Here is a 19,212-nt window from a genome sequence, read left to right as displayed (position 1 = left end):
CTCCTTGAAGGAAGCGTGGCCCTCGTGAGCCGCCTTCCTGCCCAGGGGAACGCACCCGGCGGCCCGGCAGCGCCGGCTCCACGGGTGCAGGCGTCGGCTTCCAAGCGCCGACGGCCTCGGATGCCCCAAGAAGAAGCCCGCGGATGCGGGCTTTTTTCATGGCGCACGCCGTGGGGTGGCTACAATGACCTGCAAGATTCGTGCCCTATGAACTACCGCATCCTCCCCCACCTCCTGCTTGTCGCCCTGGCCTGCCATCTGGGCGCGGCGCACGCCGAAAAGGCCGACCGCGCCAAGCCCATGAACATCGAGGCCGACGCCTTGCGACACGATGAGCTCAAGCAGACCAGCGTGTTCTCGGGCCGCGTGGTCATGACCAAGGGCTCCATCGTGCTGCGCGGCGCGCGGCTGGACGTGCGCCAGGACGCCGACGGCTACCAGTACGGCGTGGTCACGGCCGAGGCGGGCAAGCGGGCCTTCTTCCGCCAGAAGCGCGATACCGTGGCGGGCGCGCCGGACGAGTTCATCGAAGGCGAGAGCGAAGTCATCGAGTACGACGGCAAGGCCGACAACGTGCGCTTCATCACCCGCGCCGAGCTGCGCCGCTACCGCGGGGCGGTCCTCAGCGACGAGATCACCGGCGCCGTGATCGTCTACAACAACCTCACCGATGTGTTCACCGTGGACGGCAAGCGCACCCCCGCGACCAATGCGGCGGGCGATGCGCCCGCGCCCGGCAGCCGGGTGCGTGCGGTGCTCGCGCCCAAGGACCCGCCCGCCGGTACCGCCGCGCCGGAGGCCGCGCCCCCGGCATCGGCGCCGGTGCTGCGCCCCAGCAACAGCCTTGGCGGCGGCTCCAAGTGAGCGCGCAGCCCGTCAGCCCCGGTCCTGACACCCAGGCGGGCAGCCGCCTGGAGGTGCAGCACCTGGCCAAGTCGTATGGCAGCCGCAAGGTCGTCAAGGATGTGTCGCTGGTCGTGCAAAAGGGGGAGGTCGTGGGCCTGCTGGGGCCCAACGGCGCGGGCAAGACCACCTCGTTCTACATGATCGTGGGCCTGGTGCGCAGCGACGCGGGCGACATCCGCATCGACGGCCATTCGGTGGCCCACATGCCCATCCACCGCCGCTCGCGGCTGGGGCTGTCCTACCTACCGCAGGAAGCCTCCATCTTCCGCAAGCTCACGGTCGAAGAGAACGTGCGCGCGGTGCTGGAGCTGCAGCGCGCGGACGACGACGGCAAGCCGCTGTCGCGCGAGGCCATCGAAGAGCGTCTCACGGCCTTGCTGCAGGAGCTGCGCGTGGACCACCTGCGGGCCTCGCCCGCCATGGCCCTGTCGGGCGGCGAGCGCCGCCGCGTCGAGATCGCCCGCGCGCTGGCCACGCAGCCGCGCTTCATCCTGCTGGACGAGCCCTTTGCGGGCATCGACCCCATCGCCGTGATCGAGATCCAGCGCATCATCGGCTTCCTCAAGGCGCGCGGCATCGGCGTGCTCATCACCGACCACAACGTGCGCGAGACGCTGGGCATCTGCGACCACGCCTTCATCATCAGCGATGGCCAGGTGCTGGCCCAGGGCACGCCGTCCGAGATCGTGGACAACGCCGAAGTGCGCCGGGTGTACCTGGGCGAACATTTCCGCATGTAGACATGGCCTCCACGCTTGTCATTTCGTGTACTGCGCTGCCCCCCGAGGGGGCGTTCGCGCCTTGGGGCGGCCCGGCGGCGCGGTACGGTACCCCCACGCTCCCCGCTGCGCGTGGTTCGCTGCCCCCCGAGGGGGCCTTCGCGCCTTGGGGCGGCCCGGCGGCGCTCAATCAATGAAACCTGGACTCTCGCTGCGCGTCTCGCAGCATCTTGCATTGACCCCCCAGCTTCAGCAGTCCATCCGGCTGCTGCAGTTGTCCACGCTGGAACTCTCGCAGGAAGTCGAGCAGATGCTCGACGAAAACCCGTTCCTCGAACGCAACGCCGACGAGGCGCCGCGCGAGGAGTTTGGCCTGGAAGCCGCCGATACGCCGGCCCAGGCCGACGACTACAGCGCGGATGATGCTATTTTTTCAGGAGCTACCAGCGCAAGCAGTACCAGCGCTGAGGCTCAAAATGATGCTGAAACACCGAGCGCGGGCGCCGACGAGCCCGACTGGAGCGGCGACGGCACGGTGGAGATGGCGCCCAACGACGCCGAGTGGGGCGGCGACGCCCCCGCCCGCAACCGCAACGACGCCGAAGGCGACGAGGCCGACGCCACCGAGCTGGCCCGCACGCACGAATCGCTGACCGCCTTTTTGCACCGACAGGCGCTGGCGCTGCGCCTGTCCGAGATCGACCGCGCCGCGCTGCGCTTCCTGATCGAATCGCTCAACGACGACGGCTACCTGGAGGATCCGCTCGAAGAGCTGGCCATCAGCCTGGCCGGGCCCGACGACCTGGAGCAGATCGAGGAGTTGGTGCACCGCTTCACCGTGGCACAGCGGCTGCTGCAGAGCCTGGAGCCCGTGGGCGTGGGCGCGCGCGGCCTGGCCGAGTGCCTGACGCTGCAGCTCAAGGCGCTGGCCGCCGACGAGGACAGCGACATCGACCCCGACACCGTGCAGACCGCGCTGCGCGTGTGCCAGCAGCCGCTGGAGATGCTGGCGCGGCGCGACGTGCGCCGCCTCACGCAGGCCTGCGGCGACAGCGAGGAGCGCACCCGCGCCGCCATGGCGCTGATCGCCCGGCTGGAGCCGCGCCCGGGGCGCCGCTTCGCCGACGTGGAGCGCAACATCATCATCCCCGACGTGATCGTGCGCAAGGCCGGGCGCGCCAATGGCCGCGACGGGCAGCACAACTTCATCGTGCAGCTCAACCCCGACGTGATGCCGCGCCTGCGCGTGCACGACATCTATGCCGGCGCCCTGCGCGGCCACAAGGGCGGCGAGGGCCACCAGGGCATGCAGCAGCGCCTGCAGGAGGCGCGCTGGTTCATCAAGAACATCCAGCAGCGCTTCGACACCATCCTGCGCGTCTCGCGCGCCATCGTGGAGCGGCAGAAGAACTTCTTCACCCACGGCGAACTCGCCATGCGCCCGCTGGTGCTGCGCGACATCGCCGACGAGCTGGGCCTGCACGAGTCCACCATCAGCCGCGTGACCACGGCCAAGTACATGGCCACGCCCATCGGCACCTACGAGCTCAAGTACTTCTTCGGCTCGGGCCTGGGCACCGAGACCGGCGGCAATGCGTCGAGCACCGCCGTGCGCGCCCTCATCAAGCAATTCGTGGCCGCCGAGAGCCCGACCAAGCCGCTGTCGGACAGCCAGATCGCCGAGATGCTCAAGGAGCAGGGCATCGAGTGCGCGCGCCGCACCGTCGCCAAGTACCGCGAGGCGCTCAAGATCGCGCCGGCGAATCTGCGCAAGGCGCTGTAGGCGCCGTGCGGGCGTGTGCACGGCGCATGCGCCTGGTGGCCCGTTTTTCCGCTCCGTTGCCGTCTTTCCCTCTCACTTCGCCACCCCGTCCATGGCCCGCATCGTCTTCGACCTTCCCGCGCACTTCGGTTTCGTCACCGAAATGCAGATCTACATCAGCCACGTCAACCAGGGCGGGCACCTGGACAACGCGCAGCTGCTGAGCCTCGTGTCCGAGGCCCGGGTGCGGTTTTTCCAGTCACTCGGCTACCCCGAGGCCGACGTGGGCGGGCTGTCCATCGTGGTCGGAGACATCGTGGCGCAGTACAAGTCCGAGGGGTTCCACGGCGAGACCATGCGCGTGGAGATGGCGCCTGCGGACTTCAACCGCTATGGGTTCGACCTGGTCTTTTGCATGACCGAGAAGACCTCGGGCCGCGAGGTGGCGCGCGGCAAGATCGGCATCGTTTTCATCGGCAAGGCCGGCCGCAAGGTGGCGCCGATCCCGGACTCCATTCGCCAGTTGCTGCTGGCCCGTGGCGGCACGCCGGATTCACACGCACTTTCCGAGCGCGTATCCTCACCATCGTCATGAACCAACTCCAACTTTTTCTCCCCTGCGCCGCCGGTGTGGAGGGCTTCCTGGCCGACGAAGTGCACGGCATCACCGGCCTCACGGGGCAGGACCTGCTGGTGGGCCGGGGCGGCGTGCTGCTGCGCGCCTCGTGGCGCGACGCGCTGCTGCTGAACCTGCACAGCCGGCTGGCCCAGCGCGTGCTGGTGCAGCTGGCGCACCGCCCGTACCGCTCCGAGAACGACCTCTACGCCGCCGCCAGCGACGTGGCCTGGGAAATCTGGTTCACCACGCGCCAGACCTTCAAGGTCGAGGTGACCGCCCAGCACAGCCCGCTGCAGAGCCTCAATTTCGCGGGGCTCAAGGTCAAGGACGCGGTGGCCGACCGCTTTCGCGCCAAGAGCGGCGTGCGCCCCGACGTGAACACGCAGTGGCCCGACGTGCGCATCCACCTGCACCTGACCACCGACGAAGCCACCATCTACATCGACACCTCGGGCGAGCCGCTGTTCAAGCGCGGCTGGCGCGAGGACAAGGGCGACGCCCCGCTCAAGGAAACCCTGGCCGCCGCCATGATCGCCGCCAGCGGCTGGGACCCCCACGGCGACAACCCCCAGCCACTGTACGACCCCTGCTGCGGCAGCGGCACCATCGCCATCGAGGCCGCGCAGATTGCCTGCCGCATTCCGGCGGGCAGGCTGCGCCGCTTTGCGTTCGAGAAACTGCTGCCCTACCAGGCCCATGTCTGGTCTGCTATTAAAAATGAAGCTGAAGGCGCAATACAGACAAGCGCTGTACCTATTTTCGGCAGTGACGTCGCCTTCCGGATGGTGGATTTCGCCGAGCGCAATGCCGAGCGCGCCGGCGTGGCGGGCGCCGTGCAGCTGCGCGGAGGCGATGCGCTGCAGCGCATGCCGCCGTGCGAGCAGCCCGGCGTGATGCTCCTGAACCCCCCGTACGGCGAACGCATCGCCGCGGCCGGTGCCGCGGGCCGCAATGCCAGCGAGCGCGCGGCCGACCGTGCCCAGGGCCTGGCCGTGGGCCGTGAAGAAGCCCATACCGACGATGGCGGCGAGTTCTTCAGTCAGCTGGCCGCGCACTGGAAGAAGAACTACAGCGGCTGGACGGCCTGGATGCTCACGCCCGACCTCAAGCTGCCCGGCAAGATGCGCCTGAAGGAGTCGCGCCGCGTGCCGATGTGGAACGGCCCCATCGAATGCCGCATGTTCCGCTTCGACATGATCAAGGGCGCCGTGCGCGACCGCGGTGCCAAGGCGCCGCCCCAGGCGCCCGATGCCGGCGGCCCGCGCGATGCGGGTTGAGCTTTCGCTGCCCGCCGAGGCCGCTGAGGGCGAGCCCGCGCGCCCCGTGGTGGTGGACACCAACGTGGCGCTGGACCTGCTGATCTTCAGCGACCCGCGTACCGCGCCGCTGCGCACGCTGCTGGCCCAGGGGCGCCTGTCATGGATCGCCACGCAGGTCATGCGCGATGAGCTGGAGCGGGTGTTGGCCTACCCGCACATCGCGGAGCGCATGGACTACTACCGCGTGGACGCGGCGCAGGTGCTGTCCGCGTTTGATGTGCAGGTGCAGCGGGTGGATGTTGCGCCCACGGTGGCCTATGTGTGCAAGGACGCGGACGACCAGAAGTTCATCGACCTGGCCGCCGCGCACCGGGCGATTTTGCTGAGCAAGGACAAGGCCGTGGTCTGCATGCGCAAGCGGCTGCTCGCGCTGGATGCGCACGTGGCGACGGCGCTGGTGCTGCAGCCCGCCGCCGAGCCAGCGCCTGCCCGGGCCTGACGGAGGCCGCGCACGGCGGGGCGCACAGGCCCCGGCCCGCGGCGGTGGTGCTCAGCGCTCGAAGCTGAAGTCGCCCGCCGCGTGCACCTGCCATGCCCCCTCGCCGCGCAGCTCCAGCACGTGTGTGTGGTGGCGGAGCACGGCGGGGCGGTGCGCGATGCTGACCAGCGTGGTGCCGCTGGCGCGCAGGCGCTCGTAGAGCGCGGCTTCGTTGGCGCTGTCCAGCGCGCTCGTGGCCTCGTCCAGCACCACGATGCGCGGGGCATGCGCGAGTACCCGCGCAAAGGCCAGGCGCTGCTGTTCGCCGGTGGACAGCAGCTTTTCCCAGTCATGCGTGGCGTCGAGCCCGCCCACGCGCCCGGCCAGGGATTCCAGGTGCACCTCCTGCAGCAGTTCCAGCAGGCGTTCGTCGGGCAGTTCCGTCTGCTTGCTGGGGTAGATGATCTGGCTGCGCAGCGTATCGACCTGCATGTAGGGGCGCTGCGGCAGGAAGAACACCTCTTCCATCGGCAGGTGGCGCACCGTGCCGCTGCCCGTGCGCCACAGGCCCGCGATGGCACGCAGCAGCGAACTCTTGCCGCAGCCGCTGGGCCCGGTGATGAGCAGCGCATCGCCCGGCTGCAGCCGCAGCGACAGGTCCTGCACCAGCAGGCGGCCGAACTGCGGCGTGTACAGCGTGAGGGCTTCCAGCGCCAGCGCGTCCCCCGCGCACCGGGCGATCTGCGGCGGGGGCGCGGCCTCCGTCTCTGGCAGTGCGGCCGGGGGCGTGGAGGGCGCGGCAGCCGGTTGTTCGGCCCAGGGCGTGGGCGTGGCGGGAGTCTTGAGCACCACCTGCGACAGGGCGTGCAGCCGGTCGATGCCCGCCACGAAGCGGCTCAGGCTCTCGAAGTTGTCGACGATCAGCGAGACGGCCGTGAGCACCGCGGCGAATGCGCCCGCCGCCTGGATCGCGCGCCCGACCTCCAGTTCGCCCGACAGCACCTGGCCAGCCAGGATGATGCTGGGCAGCACCAGCGTGAGCTGGCTGAACGAGCGCTGGTAGAGATTGAGCGAGCGCTGCTTCTTGATGAGCCGTGCATAGTTGGTGAACGCGGCCTCGAACCGGTGGTCGATCTGCGCACGCTCCTGCGGTTCGCCCCGGTAGAAGGCGATGGATTCCGCATTCTCGCGCAGCCGCATCAGGCCGAAGCGGAAATCCGCTTCGCGCCGGATCTGCCAGAAGTTCAGCCGGATCAGCGGCGCGCCGAACAGGTACAGCGCCCCGAAGGTGCCCATGAGCGCATACACCGCCAGGAAGGCCACCAGCGTGTGCGAGATGGACCACAGCACGGCGCTGAACGCCACGAGCTGCATGAGCGAGCCCAGGAAGATCAGCAGGAAGTGCGTGGAACGCCCGGTGAAGGTGTTGATGTCTTCACTGATGCGCTGGTCGGGGTTGTCGATGTCGTTGCCCGCGCCGATCTCGTAATAGTGGCGCTCGCCCAGGTAGCCGTCCAGGAACCGGTGCGTGAGCCAGCGGCGCCAGTGGTTGGAGAAGGCGTCGCGCATGTAGTAGTAGAAGGCGTACACCGGCACCGCGAAGGCCAGCACCACCAGGCAGGCGCGCACGGCGGCCCAGAACCGGTCCGCCTGCCTCGCGGCCAGGGCCGAGGTCATTTCCCCGGTCTTGTCGATGAGCATCACGGCCAGCTGGGTTTCGCAGACCATGAGGCCCACCAGGAGCGCGAGCAGACCCCAGGCGGTGCGTTTCCGGTCGCCCGTCCAGTACGGTCGGGCCACGGCCATGAACTGTTTCCAGGCGGCCAGGGAAAGGGTCGGCGGGCGCCTGCGGCGGGGTTTCCTGGTGGGGGGAGGCGGCGCCGCGGCGGGGTGGGGTTCGGGCAGGGCAGCGGCGGCAGAGGAGTTGGGCATTGCGGAGGTCTTGAAGGGTGCGGTGCACCTGCCTGCACGATAGGTGCGCCGCCCGCAAGGCCCTGTCAGCCAATGCCTACGGCGTATTAAGGACGGCCGCGCGACCTCTTCTCCCGCCCTTGGGCGACCCGGCCGCCCGCGCGGGGCTCAGGGGGCCAGCAAGTCATACGCCGCCCGCACCCGCTGCAAGTCCCGCCCCAGCTTGCGGCTCGCAGGCAGTTGCCGCATCCACCCCATCCGGCGAACGCTGGTCGCCAGCACCTCCCGCATCTCCGTGCTCCCCTGCGCCACCCACGCCGCCCAGCGCTCGCGCCCCTCGCCCAGCGTGCCGCTCTGGTGCAGATAGATGGCCGTGGAGTGCGCATAGCACAGCGCATCGCGCACATGGCATACGGGCAGCGGCAGCACGGACGCAGGATCGTCCTCGAAGTCGATGCAGGCCACTTCGCCATCGGGGCAGCGCACCAGGTTGCGCGCAAAGGCCTGGCTCAGGCACGTGCCCTGGCGGTGCACATGGGCGAGTGTGTCCAGCCCCTGTTGCCACAGCGCCAGCACGGCCGCCGTGTCGCCCGCCTGCACGGCATGGTCGATCTCGTTGCCCAGCGAATGGGTCTCCTCCCCCGTGCGGCCCAGGTGCCGCATCGCGAAGCCATCTCGCTGCGCGGCCAGCACCACGGGCACGCGCACACCCCGCGCCGCCAGGTCCGTGAGGCGCCGCACCTCGGTGGCGATGGCGGCGGTGCCGCCGGGGTTGGGCACGGGGCGCAGCACCGGGAGCCGCAGCAGGCCGGCCAGCACGGCCATGGCGCGGTAGCGCCCCGTGCCGTGGGGCGCGCCCGCGCGCTTGATCCAGATCTGTTCGCCGCCCAGCACGTGGGCCATCACGGCGTGGGGCTGCGTGGGCAGGTGCTGCTGCAGGAAGGCGCCGTAGTCGGCGGTGGCCCCGGGGGTGTCCATCGTCATACGGCCGCGTCCCCTGCCACCGCGGCGGCGGTGCCTGCCGCCGCCGCATGGACCAGCTCCACATGGTGCGGGATGGAGGGCTCCAGCGCGGGCTCGCTGGCCTGGAAGCTGTGCGCGCTGGCCAGGGGCCAGTACAGGCGGAACACGTTGTGCTGCGCGTCCAGCGGGCCCAGCAGCGCGCCGGGCAGCATGCGCGTGATGAGGTTGGACAAGAGGCGCACCTCGGTGTCGCTGATGCGGCGCACGATGTGGTGGGCCGTGATGTCCTTGGGGTGGGTGAGGCCGGCGGCCTGCACCAGCTCCTGCAGCGCGTGCAGCGTGCTGCGGTGGAACTGCGCCACGCGCGTGGCCTTGTCGGGCACCACCAGGGCCTGCTGGCGCAGCGGGTCCTGCGTGGTCACGCCCGTGGGGCAGTGGCCGGTGTGGCAGCTTTGCGCCTGGATGCAGCCCAGCGCCATCATGAAGCCGCGCCCCGCGTTGCACCAGTCGGCGCCCAGCGCCATCATGCGGGCGATGTCGAAGGCGCTGATGACCTTGCCCGCGCAGCCGATGCGCACGCGGTCGCGCAGGTTCACGCCCACCAGGGTGTTGTGCACCAGCAGCAGGCCCTCCTGCAGCGGCGCGCCCACGTGGTCGCTGAACTCCACCGGGGCCGCGCCGGTGCCGCCCTCGGCGCCGTCGACCACGATGAAGTCGGGCGTGATGCCCGTGACCAGCATGGCCTTGACGATGGCGAACCACTCCCACGGGTGGCCCAGGCAGAACTTGAAGCCCGTGGGCTTGCCGCCCGAGAGCGTGCGCAGCCTGGCGATGAACTGCATCATCTCCACCGGGTTGCGGAAGGCGCTGTGGCTGGCGGGCGAGATGCAGGCCTCGCCTTCCTTCACGCCGCGCGCGGCCGCGATCTCGGCCGTGACCTTGGCCCCGGGCAGCACGCCGCCGTGGCCGGGCTTGGCGCCCTGGCTCAGCTTCAGCTCGATCATCTTGACCTGCGGATCGGTGGCGTTGGCCGCAAAACGCTCTTCGCTGAACGTGCCGTCGGGATTGCGGCAGCCGAAGTAGCCCGAGCCGATCTCCCAGATCAGGTCGCCGCCGTGCACGCGGTGGTGCTGGCTGATGCTGCCCTCGCCCGTGTCGTGCGCGAAGCCGCCCTTCCTGGCGCCCTGGTTGAGCGCCAGGATGGCGTTGGCCGACAGCGCGCCAAAGCTCATGGCCGAGATGTTGAACACGCTCGCGTGGTAGGGCTGGGTACAGGGCGCCACGGACGGCGACGGTGCATCCGGGTTGCCGCCGATCCACACGCGAAAGTCGTGCGACGGCAGCTGCGTGGGCGCGAGCGAGTGGTTGACCCATTCGTAGCCCTGCGCGCCCACGTCCAGGTGGGTGCCGAAGGGGCGGTTGTCCGGGTCGCCCTTGGCGCGCTGGTACACCAGCGAGCGCTGCGCGCGCGAGAACGGCGCGGCCTCGCTGTCGCTCTCGATGAAATACTGGCGCACCTCGGGCCGCACGTATTCGAGCATGAAGCGGATGTGGCCGATGACCGGGTAGTTGCGCAGGATGGCGTGGCGCGACTGCTGCAGGTCGTACACGCCTACGGCCACCAGGGCGGCGAACACCAGCACCACGGGCAGTCCCACGCTAAAGGCCACCAGCGCGAACAGCGACAGCAGCAGCCCGAAAACGCACAGCGCGAAGGCCGTGTAGCGCACCGGGTACAGGGAGTTCAGTTGGTGGATCATGGGGGTCCTGATTCTGCGGGATGCCGGGCGCCAGGCGGCGAGAGGGCTACACTGGCCGCCTTTTCGCAGGCCCGGCCGCAAGCGGCGGACCTGTGCAGCATCATAGAAGTAAAAAATTGTTCTTCTTCGCCCCTGAGCGATTGACCGGAGCCCTGCCATGACCGATACCACGCCTGCCGCCGCCCCCCTGGGGCTGGGCCCCGACGAACTCGAAGAGATCGACAACATCCTGGACGACCTGCGTTCGCGCGGCGAGGAAATCCCGCAGTGGGAGTTCTGCGACGGTTTCATGACCGCCGTGATCTGCAGCCGCCGCCCCATCGCCCCCGCCGAATACCTGCCCATGCTGCTGGGCGACGGCGCCGAGCTCGATGTGGCCGAGGGCGAGCCCCTGCCGCTGCTGCCCGCCTTCGCGGATGCCGCCCAGCAGGCGCGTTTCCTCGCGCTGTGGGACCGCCGCTGGAACGAGATCGTGGCGCAGCTGGACACCAAGGTCGAAACGCTGGATGACGACCGCACCTTCCAGCCCGAGGCCATGGACATGCGCGGTGCGGTGGCCAGCCTCACCGACGAGCAGCGCGCGGAGATGGGCGACGACCAGGAAATCCCGTCCTTCGGCCAGGTCTGGGCCCTGGGCTTCATGTTCGCCGTGGAGAACTGGCCCGAGGACTGGGCCGCCCCGCGCGACAAGGAGGCCGCCCGGTGGCTGGACGACGCGCTGGACAGCATCGTCGCGCTGACCGAGGACGACACCGGCAAGCCCGAGGTCTGCATGTACAGCGAGGACGGCCCGCCCAGCACCAGCCAGGCGCGCGTCGAGGCCTTCGGCGAAGCCATCTGGGCCGTGTACGACCTGCGCCAGATCTGGAAGAGCATGGGCCCGCGCGTGGAAACGGTGCGCAAGGCCCCCGAGCCGGGCCGCAACGACCCCTGCCCCTGCGGCAGCGGCAAGAAGTACAAGAAGTGCCACGGGGCGGCCTGAGTCCCGGTCTCTATGGGTTGGATTTGCTATTAAATAAATAGCGATTGGCGCTTGTCACGCAAGCGCCACGGCCTTTTTTGATTTGAAACCCGCGCACCGCGCGGGCTGCTTCTCAGGCCGCCCGCAGCCCGCCGATGCGCTGGCGGCGCACGGCATCCAGCGCGTCGAGCACCTCGGTACCGTGCGCATAGCCCTGCTGCACGATCTGCTCGAAGCGGTTCCACTGCAGCATGCCCACGCGGTCCATGGGCGGGTTGAAGTACAGGTCGGTGAGCTGCTGCGACTGGCGCTGGCGCGACATGCTGTACAGGATGGTCACGTTCATCAGGTAGCTCGCCAGCGACGGCAGCCGGTAGCGCCGCTTGGCGCGCGGCCGCAGCTTGTCGCGCAGCAGGGCCCAGCTCGTGGGCACGTCGTCCAGGTCGATGCGCCGGGGCTTCCTGAAGTTCAGGTCCACGCCGATCACCGTGCCCACGCCGCGCATGCCGCGCATCACGTCCACCGGAAAGTTGTTGAACGTGCCGCCGTCGCACAGCAGGTCGCCCTCGTGCACCACGGGCGGCAGCGCGCCGGGGATGGAGATGCTGGCCAGCAGCGACTTCACCAGGCTGCCCCGGCGCACGACCTGCTCGCTCGCCCTGGAGTAGTTGGTGGCCACGCAGTAGTAGTTCTTCCACAGGTCCTCGATCTGCGCGGGGAAGCCCACCAGCCGCTCCACGGCCGCGTGCAGGATGTGGCGCAGGCGCCGGCCCTTGATGAGCGACAGCAGCGGCAGCAGGTTGAAGTCTCCCGTGGGGTTGGTGCGAAAGGCCTCGCGCGCATTGGCCATCACGGCCTCCAGCGGCTGGTCGGAGGCGACGTACGCCGCCATCACCGAACCGATGCTGGTGCCGCCCACACAATCGATCTCCACGCCTTCTTCCTGCAGCGCGCGGTAGACGCCCAGGTGCGCGAAGCCGCGCGCGCCGCCACCGGCCAGCACCAGGCCCACGGCCGTGCGGCTCTGGATGCGGGCCAGGCGCGCCATGTCGCGGTCGAGGGCGGGGCGCACGTGCAGATGGTCGGCCACGGGGCGGCGGTCCAGCCAGCGCTGGGTGCCTTGCGGGCACCGGGTGCCGGCCGGGTGCAGCAGCACCAGGATCTCGGCGGCCTCGGCCAGCGGCGCGCGGCGCAGCAGGCACTGCTCCTCGATGGCGTGGAGGGCGGGCTCGGCCTGCGCGTCGGCCAGCAGCAGCAGCTCGTCGCAGTGGCGGCTCACGCGGCGCGTCCAGGGCGTGGGCTCGGGGTCGGCCACCAGCAGCACGAAGTCGTTGCGCGCCTCGATCTCGTCGAGCAGCATGGCGATGCGCCGGTTGGCCGTGGCGTCGGCGCCCTCGCGCTGCGCGATGCCGGCCTCGCGCAGTTCGGCGTCCACCGTGGCGGAATCCACCACGCGCACACGGCCGATGAGGCCCAGCTGGCGTGCCATGCCCTGGCCGAAGCCCTGCAGGTCCACCCCGGCGCTGATCGGCAGCAGCCCCATGGCCACGGGGCGCTCCAGCGCGGCCACGTTGGCGGCCGTCCCGGACTGCAGGCGCTGGATGATCTGGCGCGTGAGCGCGATGGACACCTGCGCGCTGCTGGCCAGCAGGGTCTTGAACACGTCCTTGGTCAGGCGCACCAGCACCGAGTCGCGCACGGCCACCACGGTCGCGGCGCGGGGGGCATCGGTGAACAGGCTGATCTCGCCGATCACCTGGCCGCGCCCCATGTCGGCCACGCGGCGCTGGTGGCCGTCGTCGCCACGCACATAGGCGCGCAGGCGGCCGCTCACCGTGAGGTACATCGATTCGCCCGGCTCGCCCTGCGCCATCAGCGTGCTGCCGCCGGGCACCTCCACCCATTCCAGGTGGGCCCGCAGCAGCTCCAGCGCCTCGGGCTCGATGCCGTGCAGAAAGCTGCGCAGGTGCTCGGTGAGCAGTTGGTTCTGGGTGGCGGTGAAAGGGGGCATGGTCGCGCAATCGGCAGGGCTTGTTTTGGGGGGGCGCTGCGGAAAACGGGGTGCCTGCGCACAGGCCTTCGCAACGGATTCCGCAGCTGCGAAGCGGCGGATTCTAGGAACGCCGGAGCCCCTGCGCGTGCCCGGCGGCAGGCGCCGGCCGGGGCCTGCGTGAACAAATGCACGCCTGCCGCGGCGATTGTGGTCCGTGCGCGGCCCGGGCCCGCGCCGTCAGCGCATGAAGGCGCGCAGCGCGCCGGCCGTGGCCTCGGGCAATTGCTCGGGGATGAAGTGCCCGGCGGGCACGGCCTGGCCGGTCACGGCGCCCGCGCACTGCGCCTGCCACAGCGCCAGCGGATCGAACAGCCGGTGCACCACGCCGTGCTCGCCCCACAGCACCAGCGTGTCGCAGGCGATCTTCTCGCCCTGCGCGCGGCCCGTGCGGTCGTGGTCCAGGTCGATGCCCGCGCTGGCGCGGTAGTCCTCGCACGCGGTGTGGATGGCCTCGGGCGTGCAAAAGCAGCGCTCGTAGTCGGCCAGGGCCTGGGGTTCGATGTGGGCCAGGCCCGCGCTGCCCCAGCCGCCCAGCTTGGCGTGCAGGTAGGCGCGCGCGTTGCCGCCGATCATGGTCTCGGGCAGCGGCGCGGGCTGGATCAGGTGGAACCAGTGGTAGTAGGCCCGCGCGAAATCCATGTCGGTGCGGGCGTACATGTCGAGCGTGGGCGCGATGTCGATCACGCACAGCCTGCGCACGCGCGCCGCGTGGTCCAGCGCCAGGCGGTGCGCCACGCGGCCGCCCCGGTCGTGGCCGCACAGGAAGAACGCCTCATGGCCCAGCGCCGTCATGACCTCGGCCATGTCCTGCGCCATCGCGCGTTTGCTGTAGTTGGCGTGGCCGGGCAGGCCGGGGGCGTGCGACGAGTCGCCATAGCCGCGCAAATCGGGCATCACCAAAAAGTAGTCGTGCTGCAGTTGCTGCGCCACGCGGTGCCACAGCGCATGCGTTTGCGGAAAGCCGTGCAGCAGCAAGAGCGGCGGCCCCTCGGCGTTGCCGCCCGTGCGCACAAAGATATCTGCCCCGCCCGTGGCGATACGTTGGGTGTTGAATCCTTGGAACCAGTGCATGGTGTGCGCCGCGAATGAGGTGCGCCCATGCTACACCGCAGCGCTGCACTGCAAGAGCGCGCTGGCGGTGGACGCGGTGGTGGGCGCGCGCGAGGCGCCTTGGCGACCGGGTGCCCCACCTCGCGCCCCGGCCCGCCGCCGGATCGTCTTTGCTTACGTAAAGTTACACTGGCGGCCGGCTCGCGCGGTGGCACCCCGGGGTGTCCGCATGCAGCCGGCAGCAGCCTGGGGCGCGGTGCGCGGCAGCCCCGCGTGGCACCGGGTTTTCCCTCGCAGATTCTGAATTCCACCGGTGGTTCGGCAAGGTGCTCGGCGCGAAAAAAAGAAACAGGCCCTGTGGGCCGAAAAAGGAATGGTTGTGGGTACGACAGAGATGGCCTGTACAGGCGGGGCGGGGCTTGGGGTGGGCGTGATTTCAAGGGGGCGGGGCCGGCTGATGGCACGGCTGCTGCTGCCGTGGTGCCTGTGCCTGGCGGCACCGTTTGTGCTGGCGGCTCCGGCGATGGTATCGGTCGTGCCCAGCGACTCCCCGGTGTCGGGCGGTGACGCCTTTCATTTGACGGTGACCTACGACGTCGCCATGGACACCGCCGTCACTCCGGTCATCTCGTTTCCCACGGCGGGTGAAGACCCCGGGGCGTTTCTGGTGCCCACCACCTCGACCTGGCTCGATGCCACGACGTTCCGGCAGAACTATGGCACCGCCAGCATGGTCGTGAACATCAGCCCGGTGGACGTGGCGGTCAGCGGCGCGAAGGACACCGTGGGCGCGGTCCAGTCCCCCGGCTTTCAGGCCGACGTGTTCGAGATTGTCTTCATCCCTCCCCCGCATGTCGTCGATATGAAGGGTGTCATCGATGGCGGCATCCTGGTGCACCCGGCCGGCAGCGGCCATGTCCTCACCGACGCCGACATCGGGAAAACCGTCACATTCGTTATCCGGTATGACATTGCCAGCGACTATGGCGGGTGCCCCAATGGGGTGCTGCTCAACTATCTGTGCACGAACCTGGTGTTCACCAACACGGGTGGCACGCCGCTCACGCTCGGCAATGTCACATCCACATGGGCGAACCGCAACCGCTACATAGTGACCTGGACGATTGCCGATGGCGACGAGCAGTTCGACAGCATCAACGTGCTGATCGCCGGCGGCGTGGGGCGCAAGGACGACCCCGACAACAAGAACACCGATTTCGAACTCACGGGCGTGTTCAGCATCGACACCAGGAACCCCAGCGTCCTGGCGGTCGCGCCCAGCACCGCCGTATTGCGCAGCGACCTGACCACGCAGCGGGGCGGCAGCATTCTGCGCGCCGGGGAGCTCTTCACGCTGACGATCACTTTCAGCGAACCCATGGACACCGCCAGCACGCCGGTGTTGAGCTTCCCCAACCAGCCGGGCCTGGCTGCCGTACTGACGCCCACGGGCGGCAGCTGGACGGACAGCACGCACTACGTGCAGAGCTTCACCGTGGGCGCGGGCAATCTGGTGCTCCCGGCGGTCGACGTGCAGGTGACGGGAGCGCGCGACGCCCACGGCAATCCGCAGAACCTGGGCCTGCTGTCGGGGGTGTTTGCCGTGGCTCTGGGGGCGGCCATGGCCGTGCCCACGCTTGCGTCGTGGGGGCTGGTGCTGCTGGCAGGTCTGCTCGGGCTGGCAGCGATCCCTGCAAGGCGGCGCGGTGTTTTTCGCGGCCGCGCATAGGCCGACCCGCCTGCGGGCGCCGTCTCATGCGGATGTGCGTTCAACCGTATAGCCCAAGCGGAAGCCGCAGGCAGTGCGGTACCGCGGCAACGCGAATCAACGGCGTGAGACGACGTGAGGCGGCGCAAGGCAACGCCGCCTCAGGCGGGCAACCAGGCCAGCAGCCGCTGCAGCGCATAGCGCACCGTGGCCGTGCGGATGGCGGCGCGGTCGCCCGCAAAGTGCTGCATCTCGCTGTGGGTTTCGCCATTCACGCACCAGGCAAACCACACCGTGCCCACGGGCTTGGCATCGCTGCCGCCCGTGGGGCCGGCCACGCCGGTCACGGCCAGGCTGACCTGCGCCTGGGAATGGGTGAGCGCCCCGTCGGCCATGGCGCGGGCCACGGACTCGCTCACGGCGCCGTCCTGTTCGATCAGGGCGGCGGGCACACCCAGCATGTCGACCTTGGCGGTGTTGGAGTAGGTGACAAAACCACGCTCGAACCACTGGCTGGAGCCCGCCAGGTCGGTGCAGGCCGCCGCGATCATGCCGCCCGAGCAACTCTCGGCGGTGGCCAGCAGGTGGCTGTGTTTCAGCAGCCGCAGGGAAATTTGCGTCAAATTGGCCTCCAGCGCTGATGTATCAAGCGCCAGCAGCTCTTCATTCGATAGCGATGCGGTTGTCATAGGAACCTCCACAGTGCAATGGCCAGCAGCGTGCAGAAGGCTGCCACAAAGTCGTCCCACAAGATACCCCAGCCGCCGCGCCAGCCAAAGCCCTTGAACAGGCTGTCGGCCCAGCCCACGGGGCCGGGCTTGGCGGCATCGAAGAAGCGGAACAGCGCGAATGCCGCGAGCTGCCCCCACCAGCCCATGGGCATGGCCAGCCAGAGCACCAGCCAGAAGGCCACGATCTCGTCCCACACGATGCTGCCGGGGTCGGCCACTGCCATGTTGCGGGCGGTGGTGGTGCAGGCCCACCAGCCCACCACGGTGCTCCCTGCAATCAGCAGGCCCATGTGCTGGGGCGACAGCCATTGCTGCAGCACCAGGTAGCTCAGCCAGGCCCACAGCGTGCCCACGGTGCCCGGCGCCACGCGCGACAGCCCGGCGCCAAAACCCAGGGCGATGAAGTGGGCCGGGTGAGAAAACATGAACGCCACGGTGGGGCGCCGGGGGGCGGGTGTGTGGGCGGAAGGAGAGCTGGGGGTCATATCAACAATCAACGGTGCTTCGTGCAACCCACGGGGTATGGAGCTGGCGCGCACAAGGCCAGCGTACCTGTGAAACTGGCTTTGCCAGGCCACCGGGTGCGTCCCCTTCCCGCGCAGCGAGAGAGGGGTGACGGCGCGAAGCGCCTCAGGGGGTGCCTCATCATTTACTGGCGCTCTTGCAGCTCCACATCCTTGGGATACCGGATCGTGTGCTCGGCGCTGAACTGCGCCGTGGCGCCCGCGCCCAGGGCCTGCTGCCAGGCCACGGTGCCGGGCGTGCGGTTCCAGGCCATGTCGGCGGGCTGGGGCTGGTAGCGCGATTCGACCTCGATCTTCTCGTTGCGCGAGACCGGCGCGGCATGCAGCACCTGCAGCGTGATGCCGGTCTTGTGGCGGTTTTCCACGCTGTAGGCGCGGCGGGTCTTGCGCTCGGTGCGCGAGCCGGTGAAGCCCGTGCTGCCGGTCAGGTCCTGCGCGGGCTCGGCCCGCACCGTGACCAGCTCATCGCGGCCGAACGACAGGCTGGTGCTGCCCGCCGGAGCGCCCGGGCTGGGCGTGCCGAAGTCGATGCGCCCGCTGCCCACGAACGCGCCGTCGCGGTACAGGCCCGCCGGGCCCGCGGGCCACACGCCGGGCGGCTGGGCGATGTCGGCCACCAGGTAGGCGGCTTCTTCCACGGCGGGGGCCGTGCGGGTGATCAGCGTGGCGGGCGCGGCGTGGCTGCCCAGCGCCAGCGTCACGCGCTGGCCGCTCGATGGCACGGTGATGCGCTGCGGCACCGCGAATTCGGTGGCGAAACCCTTGTCGGTGGCGCTCACGTCGAACGTGGGCATGGCCTCCTCGGCCACATTGCGCGCGCGGGCCGCGGGCGCGGGGGCGGGCGGGGCCATGGCCATCATGGGGGCCGCCGCGGCCACGGGCTGCGGCGGCGGTGCCACGTCCAGCGTCCAGGCGCGCGGCAGGCGGCCCTGGGTGGCGCGGCCGGGCTGGCCGGTGGAAAGGGTCAGCTGCACGTTGCCCCAGTCCTCGCCGCTGTTTTGCGCCACCAGCGCCTGGCGCTCGACCAGCACCTTGGCTTGGCCGGCGTCCAGCGTGGCGCGGTAGGTGGGCTGCCAGCCCGGGCCGCGCACCTGGTAGGACAGGCGCAGCTCGGCCTCGCGCTCGGTGGCGAGGTTGATGGTGACCGACACCACGCGCGCGCGCTGGCTGGCCACGCGCTCGCGCTCGGCCACCAGGGGCTTGAGCGCCAGTTCCAGCGATTCCTGCTTGCGCTGGAGCTGGTGCGCGCGCGCAAAGCTGTCCTGCCCGGACTTGCGCAGCACCTCGGCCGTCGCGGTGATCTGCGCGGGTGCGGGTGCGGGGGCGAGGCCGCCGGTGCGGCCCGCCGCCGCCGCATCGCCGGGGGCGGGCCCCGCGTGGGCCACGCCGCGCAGGTAGCTATCCACCAGCTGCAGCGCCGAGGCCTCGGCCTTCACGCCGGCGATCTGGTCCTCCAGCTCGCGGATGCGGCCGTCCAGGGGGCTGGCGCAGGCGGCCACCACATCGCGGTCTTCGGTGAGCACATTGAACTCGCCCACCCGCACGCCGGGGTCGGCGTTGATCTGCAGGCTTTGCGCATCCAGCGACGCGGGCAGGCAGGCCAGCGTGAGGCTGCGCGCGCCGGCGGGCACCTTGGCCACGCGCTCCACGGTGGCGCTGCCCGGATAGACGGTGACGCGCGTGATGCGCGAGGTGTCCTGGGCCAGGGCCGCCGGGGCCGCGTTGCACAGCACGGCCAGGCAGGCCAGGCACGCGTGCCGCAGCGGGCGTGGAGCGCGCAAGCGCAGGGCGATGGGGAAGTGGATCAC

Annotated in this window: 16 protein-coding genes; 8 read left to right on the top strand and 8 right to left on the bottom strand. The window is 70.0% G+C overall.

Translation table 11 applies throughout. The features are described from left to right. The first annotated feature begins 207 nt into the window (after positions 1–207). From lptA to AC1RCS_RS13620, 6 genes are all read left to right on the top strand, one after another. Entirely contained in the window at positions 208–864 is a 657-nt protein-coding gene (gene lptA / locus AC1RCS_RS13645; protein ID WP_218296755.1) for a lipopolysaccharide transport periplasmic protein LptA, read from the top strand. Further along, complete coding sequence (lptB, locus tag AC1RCS_RS13640; protein ID WP_218296756.1) at positions 861–1,646, top strand: LPS export ABC transporter ATP-binding protein; 786 nt, start codon at positions 861–863, stop codon at positions 1,644–1,646. Before lptA ends, lptB begins: the two co-directional genes overlap by 4 nt. 172 nt (positions 1,647–1,818) lie before the next feature. Next, on the top strand, positions 1,819–3,408 hold the full coding sequence (locus tag AC1RCS_RS13635; RefSeq protein WP_218296757.1) for an RNA polymerase factor sigma-54: 1,590 nt from the start codon (positions 1,819–1,821) through the stop codon (positions 3,406–3,408). A gap of 91 nt (positions 3,409–3,499) precedes the next feature. Continuing rightward, positions 3,500–3,982: an acyl-CoA thioesterase gene (locus tag AC1RCS_RS13630; RefSeq protein ID WP_492245015.1), complete on the top strand. Its 483-nt coding sequence runs from the start codon at positions 3,500–3,502 to the stop codon at positions 3,980–3,982. Next, positions 3,979–5,283, top strand: a complete 1,305-nt coding sequence (locus tag AC1RCS_RS13625; RefSeq protein WP_218296759.1) for a THUMP domain-containing class I SAM-dependent RNA methyltransferase — start codon at positions 3,979–3,981, stop codon at positions 5,281–5,283. The genes AC1RCS_RS13630 and AC1RCS_RS13625 overlap by 4 nt, the downstream gene beginning before the upstream one ends. Then, a complete protein-coding gene (locus AC1RCS_RS13620; protein WP_492245016.1) occupies positions 5,273–5,764 on the top strand; it encodes a putative toxin-antitoxin system toxin component, PIN family in 492 nt (163 codons plus the stop codon). Before AC1RCS_RS13625 ends, AC1RCS_RS13620 begins: the two co-directional genes overlap by 11 nt. 51 nt (positions 5,765–5,815) lie before the next feature. Here AC1RCS_RS13620 and AC1RCS_RS13615 read toward each other — a convergent pair whose 3' ends face one another. From AC1RCS_RS13615 to AC1RCS_RS13605, 3 genes are all read right to left on the bottom strand, one after another. Further along, a complete protein-coding gene (locus AC1RCS_RS13615; RefSeq protein ID WP_492245017.1) occupies positions 5,816–7,549 on the bottom strand; it encodes an ABC transporter ATP-binding protein/permease in 1,734 nt (577 codons plus the stop codon). A gap of 273 nt (positions 7,550–7,822) precedes the next feature. Beyond that, positions 7,823–8,638 carry a BUD32 family EKC/KEOPS complex subunit gene (locus tag AC1RCS_RS13610; protein ID WP_492245018.1) on the bottom strand — a complete coding sequence of 272 codons (816 nt, stop codon included), beginning with the start codon at positions 8,636–8,638 and terminating at the stop codon, positions 7,823–7,825. After that, complete coding sequence (locus AC1RCS_RS13605) at positions 8,635–10,377, bottom strand: FMN-binding glutamate synthase family protein (RefSeq protein ID WP_218341201.1); 1,743 nt, start codon at positions 10,375–10,377, stop codon at positions 8,635–8,637. Before AC1RCS_RS13605 ends, AC1RCS_RS13610 begins: the two co-directional genes overlap by 4 nt. A gap of 157 nt (positions 10,378–10,534) precedes the next feature. Here AC1RCS_RS13605 and AC1RCS_RS13600 point away from each other — a divergent pair, with 157 nt between their 5' ends. After that, the gene (locus tag AC1RCS_RS13600) at positions 10,535–11,359 is read left to right on the top strand and encodes a YecA/YgfB family protein (RefSeq protein ID WP_218296764.1); all 825 of its coding nucleotides are present in this window, start codon (positions 10,535–10,537) and stop codon (positions 11,357–11,359) included. A gap of 112 nt (positions 11,360–11,471) precedes the next feature. On the opposite strand, the gene AC1RCS_RS13595 is transcribed toward AC1RCS_RS13600, so the two are convergent. Together AC1RCS_RS13595 and AC1RCS_RS13590 are read right to left on the bottom strand one after the other, a co-directional pair. Then, positions 11,472–13,349, bottom strand: coding sequence for a patatin-like phospholipase family protein (locus AC1RCS_RS13595; protein WP_218341203.1), 1,878 nt, complete (start codon positions 13,347–13,349; stop codon positions 11,472–11,474). A 219-nt stretch (positions 13,350–13,568) separates the two neighbouring features. Next, positions 13,569–14,462, bottom strand: a complete 894-nt coding sequence (locus AC1RCS_RS13590; RefSeq protein WP_218296766.1) for an alpha/beta fold hydrolase — start codon at positions 14,460–14,462, stop codon at positions 13,569–13,571. 436 nt (positions 14,463–14,898) lie between these two features. On the opposite strand from AC1RCS_RS13590, the gene AC1RCS_RS13585 reads away from it, so the two are divergent. Continuing rightward, a complete protein-coding gene (locus AC1RCS_RS13585; RefSeq protein ID WP_492245019.1) occupies positions 14,899–16,170 on the top strand; it encodes an IPTL-CTERM sorting domain-containing protein in 1,272 nt (423 codons plus the stop codon). Positions 16,171–16,310: 140 nt separating this feature from the next. Here AC1RCS_RS13585 and AC1RCS_RS13580 read toward each other — a convergent pair whose 3' ends face one another. From AC1RCS_RS13580 to AC1RCS_RS13570, 3 genes are all read right to left on the bottom strand, one after another. After that, entirely contained in the window at positions 16,311–16,838 is a 528-nt protein-coding gene (locus AC1RCS_RS13580) for a CinA family protein (protein WP_218296767.1), read from the bottom strand. Next, positions 16,835–17,365, bottom strand: coding sequence for a phosphatidylglycerophosphatase A family protein (locus AC1RCS_RS13575; RefSeq protein ID WP_492245020.1), 531 nt, complete (start codon positions 17,363–17,365; stop codon positions 16,835–16,837). The genes AC1RCS_RS13580 and AC1RCS_RS13575 overlap by 4 nt, the downstream gene beginning before the upstream one ends. A 164-nt stretch (positions 17,366–17,529) precedes the next feature. Then, positions 17,530–19,212 (bottom strand): DUF4139 domain-containing protein, encoded by a 1,683-nt coding sequence (locus tag AC1RCS_RS13570; protein ID WP_492245021.1) that lies wholly within the window; start codon positions 19,210–19,212, stop codon positions 17,530–17,532.

Source organism: Acidovorax sp. GW823-FHT01C06 (assembly GCF_058798375.1).
Note: the sequence above shows the minus strand (reverse complement) of the source record. Positions and strands in the feature narration are given on the sequence as shown.